The 12364-nt window shown below is 64.4% G+C and carries 19 protein-coding genes and 1 pseudogene; 1 reads left to right on the top strand and 19 read right to left on the bottom strand.

The genetic code is table 11. The annotated features are described in order from the left end of the window. Nucleotides 1–391, bottom strand: a pseudogene (locus CCR79_RS04230) (IS1634 family transposase); the annotation flags it as partial. Nucleotides 392–550: 159 nt separating this feature from the next. Between CCR79_RS04230 and CCR79_RS04225 the strand changes: the two are divergent. Next, on the top strand, nucleotides 551–904 hold the full coding sequence (locus CCR79_RS04225) for a hypothetical protein (protein ID WP_201169100.1): 354 nt from the start codon (nucleotides 551–553) through the stop codon (nucleotides 902–904). A gap of 248 nt (nucleotides 905–1152) precedes the next feature. On the opposite strand, the gene CCR79_RS04220 is transcribed toward CCR79_RS04225, so the two are convergent. The 18 genes from CCR79_RS04220 to CCR79_RS04135 all read right to left on the bottom strand — a co-directional run bounded on the left by CCR79_RS04220 (nucleotide 1153) and on the right by CCR79_RS04135 (nucleotide 12011). Then, nucleotides 1153–1485, bottom strand: coding sequence for a DUF5615 family PIN-like protein (locus CCR79_RS04220; RefSeq protein WP_201169099.1), 333 nt, complete (start codon nucleotides 1483–1485; stop codon nucleotides 1153–1155). 48 nt (nucleotides 1486–1533) lie between these two features. Next, nucleotides 1534–1758: a DUF433 domain-containing protein gene (locus CCR79_RS04215; protein WP_201169098.1), complete on the bottom strand. Its 225-nt coding sequence runs from the start codon at nucleotides 1756–1758 to the stop codon at nucleotides 1534–1536. Between the two features lie 81 nt (nucleotides 1759–1839). Beyond that, nucleotides 1840–2208 carry a MarR family EPS-associated transcriptional regulator gene (locus CCR79_RS04210; RefSeq protein ID WP_201169097.1) on the bottom strand — a complete coding sequence of 123 codons (369 nt, stop codon included), beginning with the start codon at nucleotides 2206–2208 and terminating at the stop codon, nucleotides 1840–1842. 190 nt (nucleotides 2209–2398) lie between these two features. Beyond that, nucleotides 2399–3340 carry a DUF4351 domain-containing protein gene (locus CCR79_RS04205; RefSeq protein WP_201169095.1) on the bottom strand — a complete coding sequence of 314 codons (942 nt, stop codon included), beginning with the start codon at nucleotides 3338–3340 and terminating at the stop codon, nucleotides 2399–2401. Between the two features lie 186 nt (nucleotides 3341–3526). Further along, a complete protein-coding gene (locus CCR79_RS04200) occupies nucleotides 3527–3928 on the bottom strand; it encodes a PIN domain-containing protein (RefSeq protein WP_201169093.1) in 402 nt (133 codons plus the stop codon). After that, nucleotides 3925–4170 (bottom strand): DUF6364 family protein, encoded by a 246-nt coding sequence (locus CCR79_RS04195; RefSeq protein WP_201169090.1) that lies wholly within the window; start codon nucleotides 4168–4170, stop codon nucleotides 3925–3927. The genes CCR79_RS04200 and CCR79_RS04195 overlap by 4 nt, the downstream gene beginning before the upstream one ends. A gap of 402 nt (nucleotides 4171–4572) precedes the next feature. Beyond that, entirely contained in the window at nucleotides 4573–4983 is a 411-nt protein-coding gene (gene hepT, locus CCR79_RS04190) for a type VII toxin-antitoxin system HepT family RNase toxin (protein WP_238635738.1), read from the bottom strand. Then, the gene (gene mntA, locus CCR79_RS04185; RefSeq protein ID WP_201169088.1) at nucleotides 4980–5378 is read right to left on the bottom strand and encodes a type VII toxin-antitoxin system MntA family adenylyltransferase antitoxin; all 399 of its coding nucleotides are present in this window, start codon (nucleotides 5376–5378) and stop codon (nucleotides 4980–4982) included. Before mntA (CCR79_RS04185) ends, hepT begins: the two co-directional genes overlap by 4 nt. A gap of 230 nt (nucleotides 5379–5608) precedes the next feature. Continuing rightward, complete coding sequence (gene mntA / locus CCR79_RS04180; RefSeq protein ID WP_201169085.1) at nucleotides 5609–6046, bottom strand: type VII toxin-antitoxin system MntA family adenylyltransferase antitoxin; 438 nt, start codon at nucleotides 6044–6046, stop codon at nucleotides 5609–5611. 46 nt (nucleotides 6047–6092) lie between these two features. Then, a complete protein-coding gene (locus tag CCR79_RS04175) occupies nucleotides 6093–6509 on the bottom strand; it encodes a type II toxin-antitoxin system VapC family toxin (RefSeq protein ID WP_201169082.1) in 417 nt (138 codons plus the stop codon). Beyond that, complete coding sequence (locus CCR79_RS04170) at nucleotides 6509–6784, bottom strand: type II toxin-antitoxin system Phd/YefM family antitoxin (RefSeq protein ID WP_201169079.1); 276 nt, start codon at nucleotides 6782–6784, stop codon at nucleotides 6509–6511. The genes CCR79_RS04175 and CCR79_RS04170 overlap by 1 nt, the downstream gene beginning before the upstream one ends. 98 nt (nucleotides 6785–6882) lie before the next feature. Then, nucleotides 6883–7362 (bottom strand): hypothetical protein, encoded by a 480-nt coding sequence (locus CCR79_RS04165; protein ID WP_201169077.1) that lies wholly within the window; start codon nucleotides 7360–7362, stop codon nucleotides 6883–6885. Beyond that, on the bottom strand, nucleotides 7359–7658 hold the full coding sequence (locus CCR79_RS04160) for a nucleotidyltransferase domain-containing protein (RefSeq protein ID WP_201169075.1): 300 nt from the start codon (nucleotides 7656–7658) through the stop codon (nucleotides 7359–7361). The genes CCR79_RS04165 and CCR79_RS04160 overlap by 4 nt, the downstream gene beginning before the upstream one ends. Nucleotides 7659–7887: 229 nt before the next feature. Further along, entirely contained in the window at nucleotides 7888–8904 is a 1017-nt protein-coding gene (locus CCR79_RS04155) for a GSU2403 family nucleotidyltransferase fold protein (RefSeq protein WP_201169073.1), read from the bottom strand. A 113-nt stretch (nucleotides 8905–9017) separates the two neighbouring features. Then, complete coding sequence (locus tag CCR79_RS04150; RefSeq protein ID WP_201169071.1) at nucleotides 9018–9533, bottom strand: hypothetical protein; 516 nt, start codon at nucleotides 9531–9533, stop codon at nucleotides 9018–9020. Next, nucleotides 9533–10237: a C39 family peptidase gene (locus CCR79_RS04145; RefSeq protein WP_201169070.1), complete on the bottom strand. Its 705-nt coding sequence runs from the start codon at nucleotides 10235–10237 to the stop codon at nucleotides 9533–9535. Before CCR79_RS04145 ends, CCR79_RS04150 begins: the two co-directional genes overlap by 1 nt. Next, the gene (locus CCR79_RS04140) at nucleotides 10234–10614 is read right to left on the bottom strand and encodes a hypothetical protein (protein WP_201169069.1); all 381 of its coding nucleotides are present in this window, start codon (nucleotides 10612–10614) and stop codon (nucleotides 10234–10236) included. The genes CCR79_RS04145 and CCR79_RS04140 overlap by 4 nt, the downstream gene beginning before the upstream one ends. A gap of 128 nt (nucleotides 10615–10742) precedes the next feature. Further along, nucleotides 10743–12011, bottom strand: a complete 1269-nt coding sequence (locus CCR79_RS04135) for a hypothetical protein (protein ID WP_201169067.1) — start codon at nucleotides 12009–12011, stop codon at nucleotides 10743–10745. Nucleotides 12012–12364: the final 353 nt, after the last annotated feature.

Here is a 12364-nt window from a genome sequence, read left to right as displayed (position 1 = left end):
AGTCGAGCATGCTCAGTTTGCTCGACGGCGCGCTGAGCCGATTGAACACCATCGCCCGCACCAGCGCCTCGGCATCAAAGCTGCGCCGCGATGAGCGAAGGGCCTTTCGAATCGCGTCATCGAGTCCAAGTTCGTGCCAAAGCTGGTGCAACGCCCAAAGATCGCCGAAGGCCCGAGCGGTTTCGAACTCTGGCTCGTCCGGGACGGACTCCGGGCGGCCGATGGCGCGCTGCAGCCCGCGGATCAGAGGATCGAGACTCTTCTCCGAGAGTTGGTCGAGGCGGCCAAGATTGGCGACGACCCGTTGCTTAACCTTGCCCTGCTCGTCGCGGTATCCCTCGACGAGCTGCAGGTACTGCCGGCCACCGGATCGGCTGATGCGCGTGTACATGACACGACTATAGGGCGGTTCCAGTCATTCCGCAATTAATTCCGAGCTATCAGGCGTGACACAACAGCCTCTCGGGCCTGACGGCGTGCTGATCGTTGGGAAATCAATGGGCTGTTGTCAGAAATCGCCCAGATTCACCGAATGAACTGATGAACTTGGGTGCGCCCGATCCTGGGCGAGGGGGTGGACTTCCATTTGCTTCGCCACAGCATGGTCTCCTGGCTGCTGCTGCGCTGGCACGCGGCGCAGTACCGGGATTTTCGGGATCAGCTGCTCGAGCGCGATGCGTGGATGTTTTCCGATACCGCCCTGGATCGGCTGCCGGCGCTGCGCCAGCCTGAGGCGCTGGCGAGCACCGAAGGGCTCGGCGGCGAGGCGTGGCTCGCCTTGGCCAAGCTGGTCGGCCACCGCGACCCGGGCACCCTGCTGCTCTACTACGGACACAGCCTCGGCCCGATTCACTCGGATGTCCTCGCCCGCGCCTGGGGCGGGCGGCCCGGCAGTCGCTCTTAGCTGCGGGGCTTGCGTGCTTGGCCGGTTGTCCGGCAGCGTGAGCCGCGGAAGATTGCAAGCGGAGCTTGCAATCTTCCGCGGCGGGGGATGTGCGCTTTAGCCCGGGGCGGCTTCCGATCGACCCTTGCAGGATTCCGCAGGTGAGACGAAAACTGCAAGCGAAGAGGCGATTGCTGCAAACCCGCGATCTTCCTAACTTGTTGATTTAGAAGGGGTATTGCAGATTTCGGCGAATATTCCCGTGCAACTCAGTCAATTTCGATCAACGTCTCACCTCGCTCAATAGCCGCCATTATCCGCGGTAGTAGCGGCTCGAACCATTGAAGCAATTCTGCCTTGCGTGTATTTCCGACTCGCAGCCATACAACAGTTGGGTGTCTTGAGACACTCACAGAACGCCAAAGAGCAAAGTCTTCATCTTTGGTGACGATGACAGCACCCGATTGAGCCGCGTGCTCCCAAATCATCGCGTCAGAGGCGGCCAGCAGACCGACATCAGACACGTGCTCAGCCGACACGCCTTGGCACGCAAGCCAGCGAGCTAGCGCCGGCGGGAGTTGAGCATCAACCAGGAATTTCATTTACCCATGAAAGCGCGGGGAGCCTCGTCCTTTAGGGCGAGGAGGAAGTCAAGCGACGTGCATAACGGGGTGGTCGGCGCGACGCGCGGCAAATTGGAGAGCCGCGGTAATGTCCTCCATCTCCAGATACGGGTAGTCCTTGAGGATTTCGTCACGGCTTGCCCCGGCTGCCAGGAGGTCGAGGATATCCGTCACTCGCACACGCATGCCGCGAATGCATGGGCGCCCACCGCATAGTTCCGGATCGAAAGTGATTCGGTGAAGCTCGCTCATAGAGTGCCTAGCCCGGTAATGTGAAGCCGTTTGTGAATACCACCCTCTACTATAGCACCGTCACTGGCAGTGTTGAGCATTTCAGCCCTGCGGTCCCGCCGGACGCTCCGCCGGCTCCGACTCTCCCGTGGCCTCCTCGACCTCGGCGCGTAGGGCCTCGATCTCCGCCATCAGGCGCTGGTGTTCGGCGCGCTTGCGCTGCAGGTGGCGGTAGGCCAGCTGTGCCTTCTCGCTGACCCCGGCGGGGGTGAGCCGGTAGAGGTAGCGGCGCTTGTCCGGCGCGCTGGAGAAGTTCTGCGCCTTCACCCAGCCACGGCTGATCACGGCGCGGACGGCGTAGTTCGTCTTGCCGACGGACAAGCCGAGCTCGCGGGCGATCTGGCGCTGGCTGAGGTTGGGGTTGTGATCGAGCAGGCGCAGGACCTGCAGGTGGAGCTCTTCGGAATCCATGCGCTGGCGTTCCCGTGAGGGGCGTAGGGAGCCGGGGTGGGGCGTTCGGGCACGCTACCGCCAGGACGGTGACGCCTGAGGAAGGCCCGTCCGGGGAGGGATGTTCAGGTTGTGAGCGGTCATGAAATCACAGGTGCAGCGAGGGGGCAACCGCCGGTCACCGAGTGCGTTCAGCGCGATGGGTCGAGCCTCAGCTCTGGCTGTCCAAGACCTCATCGACGCTGTCGGCCTGGAAGACGCGGTCGGACCAAGCCCACAGGGTCTGCTCGTCGGCCGAGCGGATACGTTCGAGTTGCTGATCGTTCAGCGGGCCGAACCGCCTTTCCAGCATTCGTGCGAGCATCTTGGCCTCGCCTTCTAGTCGACCCTCTTGCCGACCCTCTTGCCGGCCCTCTTGCAGACCTTCCTGCCGACCCTCTTGTCTTGAGCGGCTTACGATCCCGGTCATGATGGCTTCCTCCTCGGGGTAGCGCTGCCTGAACAGTTCCTGCTCATTGTCATCGAGCTGCGCGTAGTTATCGACGAAATCCGCATACTTAAGCCGCTTTTTCGGGTCCGGCTCCAGGGTCTCGAGCCCCTGCAGCGCGCTGGCGCGGGCCTCGAGCTTCTCGTCGGTGCCTTCCCAGTGCATCAGCGGCAGGCACAGGCGGGCGACGATGTTGGGGCTGTCTCGATGCTGCCGGTACGGCTCGGCTCCGGCCTGCCAGTAGAGGTACTGGAAGCTCAGGTACGTGTGCTGATCCCCGGCAAGTTCCAGCCGTGTGGGCACCGGGCGTGCGGAGAGGAAGATGACCACCGGCACGATCCGGGTTGTGCCGAGCATCTGCGAGAGGTCCGTGCAGTAATGGATCAGCCGGTGGATGTCGAAGCGTTCGGTCTGGGTCTCCTCCTCGAAGGCGAAGGCCAGCACCTCGCGCTCGCCGTTCGGCCATTCGATTTGCAGTGGGGTGTCGAGGGCCCGGTAGTGGTGACGCAGCCGCTCCTTGAGCTGTTCCTGACGGATGGGGAGCACGCGCACGGATTCATCGAGGCGTACCGCCTCCTGGCTGGCGAAAAAGGCGATCGCCTCACGGGGGTAGTCGACGATGAGGTTCTTGAAGTCCTGGTCGTAGTCGGGGGTCTCCTGGCTCATCAGGTGTTTCTATCATCCACTGTGGGTCGAGCGGCTCGGGCGACGGTGAGACGGCCGGTGGTAAGCACCAGCTCGACACCGCGGGCGCTTCGCTGCGCCCTGGATGACCGTTCACCTACCGTGTCCAGACCTGTTGGAGTCGACCCTCTCGGCGATGGAGGACCTTAGCCGGCCGGAGAACCGCCCTTAACGCAGGAGGAATTCCTGCGGTGTCAGCACGGTTACGGGGGATCCGGCGAAATCCTTGACGTTGCGCGTAATAACGGAGGTGCAACCCGCGCGCTCCGCAGTGGCCGCTACCACAGCATCTTCGAAATCCGCCCAACCGAGGGATTGAGCTCGTTCGAGCTCGACGCGTCCCACTGCGCATACGTGCAAATGCTGGAGCAGCCAGCTCAATGCCTGATCGGCCGAGGTGCGATCCGCATACCGTGCAACGAGGTAGTACACCGTGGTTGCCGCATGTGCGCTGATTGCACCCTCTTTATCACCACGCAGCACCTGTTCTAGTACAGCCGCCGAGACGCGATAGTGTCGCTCTCGCTTTTGCAGAACGTCCAGCAGGACGTTCAGGTCGAGCATGATCACGATTGGTGTTTGTGGTGCAGGTGGTCGTGATAAACCTTCACAGGATCCACATCAGGGGGGATCAGGCCGGTAATGGCCTCCAGCTCGGCACTTGGCACATGCCCCTCCAGCGCGCGAAGGCGACGCAGATGGCGATCAATGACCTCGGTAACGCTCATGCCGTGGGCCTTGGCATAGGCCTTCGCGAACTCCACATCCTGTTTGGGCAGGCGCACCGTCACCTTGGTGGTTTCCTGTTCCATGCGGGCATCCCCCCCCCCTCTCGGGGTGTATGGCAATGACAACGATATTGTACGGCACAGGTTCATGCATGCCCAGGATGGGCTTGACCGCTTGCTCGTTCGCTGGAGACCCCCTGGCTTCGCCTCGGACAGACGGAGCTCTTCGGAATCCATGCGGTGGCGTTTCCGTGAGGGGCGTAGGGGGCCGGGGGTAGGGCGTTTGAGCACGCTACCACCGGGACGGTGACGCCTCAGAAAGGCCCGTCCGGCGAGGGATGTTCAGGTTATGAGCGCTCATGGAACCACAGGTGGGGCGAGGGGGCAACCGCCGGTCACCGAGTCCATGCGTCGCGGCGCTGACCCGGCAGCCGCGTACCGCAGACATGCAGGCCTGGTTGGAAGCCCAGGAGCCCGCGAGGGGGGTCAGAGGAGCTGGCCTCGAAGCGCCTCGACGAATGCCAGCAGGTCATCCAGGTGGTTCTCCACGACATCCCGGACGATCCGCGCATCGACCTCTTGGTAGCCGTGAACCAGCACATTGCGGAAGCCAGCCATTGCCGCCAGGGGCTCGACCAAGTCGGGCTCGATGATGCCGTAGCGGCCGAGGTGCTCAAAGAGAGCGCGGTTGGTCTCCGGTTCTCCCAGCCGTTTCGCGGAGACTACCTGGGAGGCTGCGTCTAGCGCTGCCTGGATGGCCAGCTGCAACGTGTGCTCGACAAAGCGCGTCTCTCGAAGGTCATGGCCGACCAGCTCGGGCTGGGCGAGTTCCCGAAGCTCCTGGACCCGGCTCTCGATAAAAGCTAGTTTCTTGTCGAGCAGGGGGTGATCGGTCACGCGGCAGAACTCCGTCGGTATTCCTGCAGGTAAGGCAGCAGGTCGAAGTAGCGATTCCGCGCATCGACCTCGAAAGCGATCCGTCGTTCCGGGATGGCATCGAGCAACAGGATGCCATCGCGCAGGATGCGGTGCACCAGGTCGACCGGCGCCTGCTCGACGTCAATCAGGTCAATCGGGCGTCTGATGGCTTGCTCCAGTCTCTGAGCCAAGCGGGCGGCGGGGCAGACCAGCGAAGGCTGCTGTGGATCGCGGAAGAGGACGGCGAGGTCGACATCGCTATCGTCCCGAGCTTGCCCGGTCGCGCGACTGCCGTAGAGATAGGCGCAGGCTATGAGGCCACGCTCCCTCTCAAGCTGCCCACGCAACTTCCCCGTAAGGTCAGTGGTCTCCATGGGCTTCGGCTGGCTCGTGCAGAGGGGGTAGAGCGTTCGGGCACGCTACCGCCGGGACGGTGACGCCTGAGGAAGGCCCGTCCGGCGAGGGATGTTCAGGTTGTGAGCATTTATGGAACCACAGGTGGGGCGAGGGGGCAACCGCGTTCTCCGGACCTCAGAGGAACTCCGCAAAGACCGCCTGAAGCGCCCGCAGGTCGTCCAGGTGATGCTGGAGGTCGGTCAGCGCGTCAAGGCGCCGGCGGATGATCTCGGCTTGCACCACGGCGGAGCCTCCGTTTCAGGGCGGCGCGCTGGACGCGCAGATACGGCTCAAGGTCCCAGTATTCGCGGGCGATGCGCGAGAAATAGATCCCGCGCTGGAAGTCGGGCCGCGCGTAGATTAGGCAGTTGTGGCGGACGGCCTCGAACTGCAGGGCCGGATCGGCACGTTCCAGGAGGACCAGGTCTATGCGCTCAAGGCCGGCCCGGGTCAGCTCCGTCAGCAGGTCCAGGCGTTGTGCCTCGAGGCGCTCCGGCGGCCCGGCGAGGCCCAGGTCGACGTCACTGTCTGCCCGAGCGTGCCCCGTCGCGTGGGACCCGAATAGGAAGGCGGCCTGCACGTCCGGGAAGGCTGCCAGGACGGGCTGGACGGCCTGCTGGATGGCCTCGGTGCGATCTTGCGTCATGACGTCATGTTAACGCGCAGTGCGCATGGCTGCCTGTCCGCCGGGCTTAGTGTGGTATCCGGTGGACGTGCAGGCCGGGGACTTTCTCGAAGTCGCCATCCCCCGTGACGAACGCGCCCCTCGGGTCCACCGTAAGCAGGCAAGCTGCCTGGATCGCATCGGGTGTGCGCAGCCTGTATTGGGCGCGCAGCTCCGTAGCCCTGTCCAGCACGGCGGTGTCCAGCGCTATCACCGAGAGCCCCGGGTCGTCGAGGAAGCCATCCAGTCGCTCCAATGCCTGCGTGTCGGATTCTCGCAGCGGGCGCACCCGGCACTCCAGCCGGCTCAAGGCTGAGGCCATCAGCACCGGCGGTTCGTCAGAGCCGCGTTCCAGTCCCCCAAGCACCTGCCGGGTGGCGTCCCGGGTCTGCCTGTCTCCCTCCAGCAGATAGATGATGGCGCTGGCGTCCAGAAAAACACGCATTAATCGCGCCAGCCTTCGCGCTCTGATTGCAGCTCACGGTCCAGCTCCGCACGGTTGCGCGCTGCGCCGTATGCCTCGTCATCCCCTAGCAGGCGATCCCATAGCCTTTGCCGGGCCTGGGTACCCTCCGACAAGCGCTGGTAAGACTCCTCGCTCAGGATCACGTAGCGGGGCCGGTTGCGCTGGATGACGTGCACCGGCCCGTTCTTCAATGCCTGATCCACCGCGCTGATGCCACGGCGCTTGATCTCTTGTGCGGAAATGACGTTCTCCATCAGTACGACCTCGGGTACTTGATTTAGTATCCATTTTAGCACCGAAATCGAGCAGGGAGGCTCTGGATCTTAGCTCCCGGGGTCGCGGACGGCCCGGGTTACGCCCAACCCCGCTCTTTTGTGATCGCAATCAGGCTGTCCGTCACCTGTGCCAGCACCGGCACGTACGCGTGCCCTCGCTGAAGGGCATCGGCAAGGACCGCCGGGTCCTCGATGTACTCATGCACCATCTGGTTGCGCAGTTTGCGGACCGCGAACCAGTCGTCGCTGGAAGGAATCCAGCCGAACCGTTCGGCACGATCCAAGTTATCGAGGGCAGGACCTACGCGCTCGCCGAGCGCGCGCAGCAGCGCCGGGATCAGCTTGTCACCAAGTGTGTCCTGGAGCCGGCCGAAGCGCGCCACAAAGGCGTCAACCCGCTCAGCCTCTTGCGGGTGATCCTCCAAGGCGCGCGCTCGCTCCGTCGTGAATGGTGCCTCGAACAGCCGCTGATCGGTTGCGAGCAGGTGCCTGCGCTCGCGTTCAGCGATCCGGGTCAGAAACTGAAGGCGCGCCTCTTCTGCCTGCTCGTGGTTCAAAGCTCGACTCCTTGCTCCTCAGCAATCCGGTGGATGGCGCTCACCTCAAGGTTCGGGGCCTTCAGGATGACATCCACCGATCGGCCTTCCAGCGCGCGGCTGATCTGTGCTTCAAGCCGGGCCGCTAGCCAGGTCGCATCGTCGACCGGCTCGGGGAGGGTAACGAGCAGATCGACGTCGCCGCCCCGCGCGTCATCGAAAACCCGCGATCCGAAGAGGTGCACGCGTGCTGTGCCGCCGGTCATTTGCTCGACAGCACGATGAATGGCCATGATTTGCTCTTGGGTTAGTCGCATTCCCCAGGCCTCAGAGGGGCTCCGCAAAGACCGTCTGCAACTGCATGGCGCCATGTTAACGCGCAGTGCGCACTGCTGCCTGTCCGCCGGGCTTAGTGTGGTATCCGGTGGACGTGCAGGCCGGGGACTTTCTCGAAGTCGCCATCCAGTTCCCCAAGCGCCTGGCGGGTGGCCTCCCGGGTCTGCCTGTCTCCCTAATCGAGCAGGGAGGCTCTGGCTCTTACGAGCATCATCGGCGGGCGAGGGCTCGATCAAGGCGCTGACGCCAGCCGGGGCCTCGCTGGCGGAGATCTTCGGTGGCGAGTTCGAGGCTGTCGGGGGCCTCTTCTTCCAAGACGTCGAGCAGCTGGAAGGCCTGCTCTCGGTCTTTGGCGGTTTTGGTGGCGAAGGCGCTGGTGCGGCTCTCGGATACCAGGAGTTTGTGTAGGGCGAAGCGCTCCGGCAGGGGTAGGTTGACGAGAGCAAGCGTTTTCTTGCCGACCAGGGGGACGGGCAGGGTCTCTTCGAGCAGGTAGTCGAGGAAGCGCAGGGGTTGGGCCGGCGCGTTGAGCGCGGGGACGAACTGGGTGCCCTCCTTGGCTGCTCCAGTTTCGGGGGTAAGCAGGTCAACACGCAGCTCACGGCCCCGGATGCGGTAGGAGGTGGAAGGGGTTCGGGGGTCCAGCGCCGGCACGGGGATGAAGCCCATTGCCAGTTGTTGAAGGATATCCGGCATGGGCTTTTCGGGCCGGCGTATGGCCAAGTCGATCCGGGAAGGGCCGGCGACATCGATGTCCTGGGTGCGCGTGGGGCTGGCCCAGGTGACGCCGAGGAGATTCGCGTAGGCGTGGAAGGCTAGGGTGCCGACCAGGACGCCGTAGCCGCTTCCGGGCCGAAAGATGCCTGCCTCGGCGAAGGCGGTGATCACCCTCATCGGCGCATTGTCGATGGTGCTCCCGCCGGCGGCGACGAAGGCGGCACGCAGCTTCTGGAGGTGTTCGCGATCTTCTGCTTCATCGCGCGTGGTGCGTTCGAGGCCGGTGAGCAGGGCGGCGGTCTGCTCGTTGTCGGGGCCGATGTAGGTCTGGCGGGTACGGCCGTCTAGGTCGCGGTACTGATAATAGAAGTACGTGCTCCCCTTGACTGATTTGCGTACCACCGTACCGGGGCGGCTGTCGCGATCGCTGGCAACGCCGATGGTCACCGCTTGCTCGCGGAGCTCGGCGAAGAGCGTCCGGGCGGTCAGGGAGAGGGGTTTGGTTTCCATTGAGCACTCAGTTATACGCAATGTTAGTTATCATAGCGTATAACCCGGAAGGCGACCGTCGAAAGCGTTGGCGCCCACTCAAGCACGCTTGAGCCGGCCCTCGCGCGTGCGCCTTAGCGCAGACCCTCCAGCATCTGCGTCTGCATCAGCTCGCCCAGCCGGCCGAGGCGCTCCACCGGGATCCCCTCGAGCTGGACGTCCAGGTCCTGAAGGACCTGGATCAGCTGGCTGTCGAGGCTGTTCTGGAGCACCAGGGCCATTCCCTGATCGCCCATGTGCAGCTGCACGCCGTCGGTGGTCGTGAACCGGAAGGCCTCCGCCATCTCCTGGGCGGCGCGGCGGGCGCCGGCGCGGTCGCCGAGGCGCAGGGTGATCGGGTCCAGTCCGATGCTACCGCGGGTCTCACCGTTGACCGCCACGGCTTGCTCGAAGCCGAAGCGCACCAGGACGCCGTCGCTGTTGGTCCAGCCGCCGCGCCACTGCTCCAACTCGGCCGAGGGGACCCGCGCCAGGCCCTCCCACGGGTCGTGGGGCGGTTCGCCGGCCGTAACGGGGCTGATCAGGGCGAGGCCCAGCGCCAGGCCCAGGGCCCAGCCGGTGCGGTGAACGAGGCGTGCGGCCATGACCATCACCACGCTCCTGGGCGGCGTAGGTTGCCGGTGAAGTCGCTCAGCCCCTGGTGCTCGCGGGCGTGCTCGAAGGGCAGGCGGGTCTGTACAGCCCAGGCGCGGTCCGGGTTGAAACTCAACTGGGCGAGGTCGTGGCGGTCGCGGATGATCAGCAGCGGGCCGCGGCGCAGCTGCTCGAAGGTCTGGGCGCTGTAGGTGCGCAGGCCCATGGCCGGGTCGCCGACCAGCACTTGGCCGTCGCGGATGCCTTTGATCACCACGAAGTGCAGGTAGCCGCCGGTATCGATGAGCACGATGCAGGGGATGCGTAGCTCGGCCACCTGCGCCAGGGTGAGGTTGAAGCCGTCGGCGCGGTAGCCCAGCTCGGCCAGGTAGCGCTGCATGTCGAGCATCGAGAAGCCCTCGGTGCGCACCAGATCCTGATCCGCCGCCGCGAACATGCCGGCGAAGACCTCGGGCTCGCCCTTTTCGTGGTCGTAGTGGTAGCTGAGCAGGGTGGCCACCGCCGCCGAGCCGCAGCTGTAGTCCAGGGCCTGGCGGACCACGCCGCGGAAGCGCACCGACTGCAGGCTCTCCACCTGGACGTGGTGGCCGCCGCCGAGCTGCTGGATCGGCAGCCCCGCCGCGTGGGCCGGGGCCGGCGCGGCCAGGGCCAGGCAGGCCAGGGCGCCGAGGGTGGCCAGTGCCGTGGCGCGGCGGCTCATGGGGTGACCGTCACGTTGATGTTGGTGGCTTCCTGGATGATCACGTGGTGACCGGAGTTCTGGATGATCGTGGTCAGCCCGTGATTGTCGCGCAGGGCGCCGTCCTGAATGATGTTCATGCCGCTGGGGCTTGATTCCACGACGTTGCCGAGGACCGTGCCCTGTTCCGAGATGGTGCTGGTCTGGTAACGGAAGGTGTCCGCCATGCCGCGGTGCTCGTCCAGTGCCGCGGCGGCCACCGGCGTGCCGAGCAGTTGTTCGAAGGCGAGGGCGTCGGCCGCCGCGAGCCCAGGCAGGGCCGCCAGCGCTGCGCCGAGGGTGAGCGCCGGTGCCCAGACTTTGGTCCGCCCGCTACGCCGTTGCTTGATCTCGTTCATGAAGGATGCTCCCGATGCGGTCCGCCCGGCGCTGCCGGGCGGACCTGTCCTTGCCGAAACGTCCTTGCCGGGAGGTCGGGGCGGGTGGGACCCGCCCCGGTTCCGGCTTTTTGTTGCCGGTCGTGTCCTTACTGAGCCGGGTTGATGCGCACGTTGCCCTGCATGGTGACGTTCTGCTGGATCAGGCTGCCGACACCACCGTTCTGCGAGACTTGGGTGATGCCCGCGTTGCCGGAGACCGAGCCTTCCGCCATGCGGTTGTTGACGTGCAGCCAGGCGTCGTCGTCACCGCCGATGCGCAGGGTGTTGCCGCTGACCGTGCCGCGCAGCTCGGAGCTGGCCACGGTCATTTCCATGTCGAGGAAGTGATTGAACGAGTCGGTGATCTCGTTCTGCGAGTCCTTCATCGTGTTGTGCGAGTCCATGGTGTTGTGGGAATCAGCGGTGCTGTTGTCGGAGTTGTCGCTATCGTCGCTGTTGTACGAGTCGGCGATGCTGTTGTCCGAGTGATCGCTGGAGTCCTTGTTGAACGAGTCGTTGATGCTGCTATCCGAGTTGTTGGAGTCCGCAACGCTCGTGCTGCGATCGGAGTTGTCGTTCTGGGAGTCGGTCAGGCTCCGATCCGAGTTGTCACTGCGGTCCGAGTTGTCGTTGTACGAGTCTGCGATGCTGGAGCTGTTATCGGAGTTGTCGTCCTTGTTGTAGGTCCGCTCGGAGCTGTAGTTCTTCTCCGAGTTGTGTGAATCCGCGACGCTGTTGTCCGAATTGTCATCCTTGTTGTACGTGAACTCCGAGCTGTAGTTCTTCTCGCTGTTGTGCGAATCGGCCACGCTCGAGCTGCGGTCCGAGTTGTCGCTGCGGTCCGAGTTGTCGTTGTGCGAGTCGGCCACGTTGGTGCTGCGGTCGGAGTTGTCGTCCTTGTTCCAGGACATCTCGGAGCTGCTCGAGCTGTTCTGGGAGTCGGTCAGGTTGGTGCTGTTGTCGGAGTTATCATCCTTGTTGTAGGTGCGCTCCGAGCTGTAGTTCTTGTCGCTGTTGTACGAGTCGGCCACGTTGGTGCTTTGGTCGGAGTTGTCGTCCTTGTTCCAGGTCATCTCGGAGCTGCTCGAGCTGTTCTGGGAGTCGGTCAGGCTGTTGTCGGAGTTGTCATCCTTGTTGTAAGTCCGCTCCGAGCTGTAGGTCTTGTCCGTGTTGTAGGACCCTTCTTGGGAGCTGTTGTTGACGTTGGCCGAAGACTGCTCGCTGGCGGCGGCGCTGCTGCCCTCAGCGTCGGCGTTGACGGAGGCGCTGACCTCGTTCTCCTCGCCTTCGACGGTGTTTTGCGGGTTGGCCCACGCGTTGCCGCTCAGGGCCATGGCCAGGACCAGGGTGCTGGCGAGCGTCGTCTGCTTGATCATGTCGTTCCCTCTTCTCGGTCGTTGGTGGTTAACGCGGGGCCCGGCCGTCGGGGCCGGGCCTCCGCGGAGGCGCCGCCTGGGGGGACGTGCGGCGCCGCACCCTGATGTAAGCAATTGCCGGGCCAACTTCGCGCGAGGTGCCTAAGATGTTGTTTAAAAAGGGGATGGGGCGTTGGTCGGACGCGGCGACTGAGTGGTCGTGCGGGGTCGAGTGCTGCGCCGGTGTAACGCTTGGCGAGGGTGGCGGTGCCGAGGCCGCGCAGTGCGGCGCTTTGCCGTGGATGCTGTTGGTGTTGCCCCGCCCTTACAGGGGTTGCCCGGGTGGTACCCGGGCCGGGCTGTTAGGCTGTGCA

The sequence above is a fragment of the Halorhodospira halophila genome (genome assembly GCF_016653405.1).
Classification (GTDB): Bacteria; Pseudomonadota; Gammaproteobacteria; order Nitrococcales; family Halorhodospiraceae; genus Halorhodospira; species Halorhodospira halophila_A.
The sequence above is the reverse complement of the archived record's forward strand: the minus strand, read 5'-3'. Positions and strand labels throughout refer to the sequence as shown.

What these genes read in the sequence shown, in the direction of transcription:
- CCR79_RS04195 (WP_201169090.1), bottom strand. Translation starts at nt 4,170, where the DNA reads ATGGAACAGGAAACCACCAAGGTGACGGTGCGCCTGCCCAAACAGGAT.
- CCR79_RS04175 (WP_201169082.1), bottom strand. Translation starts at nt 6,509, where the DNA reads ATGCGTGTTTTTCTGGACGCCAGCGCCATCATCTATCTGCTGGAGGGA.
- CCR79_RS04210 (WP_201169097.1), bottom strand. Translation starts at nt 2,208, where the DNA reads ATGGATTCCGAAGAGCTCCACCTGCAGGTCCTGCGCCTGCTCGATCAC.
- mntA (WP_201169085.1), bottom strand. Translation starts at nt 6,046, where the DNA reads ATGACGCAAGATCGCACCGAGGCCATCCAGCAGGCCGTCCAGCCCGTC.
- CCR79_RS04140 (WP_201169069.1), bottom strand. Translation starts at nt 10,614, where the DNA reads ATGAACGAGATCAAGCAACGGCGTAGCGGGCGGACCAAAGTCTGGGCA.
- CCR79_RS04220 (WP_201169099.1), bottom strand. Translation starts at nt 1,485, where the DNA reads ATGAAATTCCTGGTTGATGCTCAACTCCCGCCGGCGCTAGCTCGCTGG.
- CCR79_RS04155 (WP_201169073.1), bottom strand. Translation starts at nt 8,904, where the DNA reads ATGGAAACCAAACCCCTCTCCCTGACCGCCCGGACGCTCTTCGCCGAG.
- CCR79_RS04205 (WP_201169095.1), bottom strand. Translation starts at nt 3,340, where the DNA reads ATGAGCCAGGAGACCCCCGACTACGACCAGGACTTCAAGAACCTCATC.
- mntA (WP_201169088.1), bottom strand. Translation starts at nt 5,378, where the DNA reads ATGGAGACCACTGACCTTACGGGGAAGTTGCGTGGGCAGCTTGAGAGG.
- CCR79_RS04160 (WP_201169075.1), bottom strand. Translation starts at nt 7,658, where the DNA reads ATGCGACTAACCCAAGAGCAAATCATGGCCATTCATCGTGCTGTCGAG.
- CCR79_RS04145 (WP_201169070.1), bottom strand. Translation starts at nt 10,237, where the DNA reads ATGAGCCGCCGCGCCACGGCACTGGCCACCCTCGGCGCCCTGGCCTGC.
- CCR79_RS04170 (WP_201169079.1), bottom strand. Translation starts at nt 6,784, where the DNA reads ATGGAGAACGTCATTTCCGCACAAGAGATCAAGCGCCGTGGCATCAGC.
- CCR79_RS04150 (WP_201169071.1), bottom strand. Translation starts at nt 9,533, where the DNA reads ATGGTCATGGCCGCACGCCTCGTTCACCGCACCGGCTGGGCCCTGGGC.
- CCR79_RS04135 (WP_201169067.1), bottom strand. Translation starts at nt 12,011, where the DNA reads ATGATCAAGCAGACGACGCTCGCCAGCACCCTGGTCCTGGCCATGGCC.
- CCR79_RS04215 (WP_201169098.1), bottom strand. Translation starts at nt 1,758, where the DNA reads ATGAGCGAGCTTCACCGAATCACTTTCGATCCGGAACTATGCGGTGGG.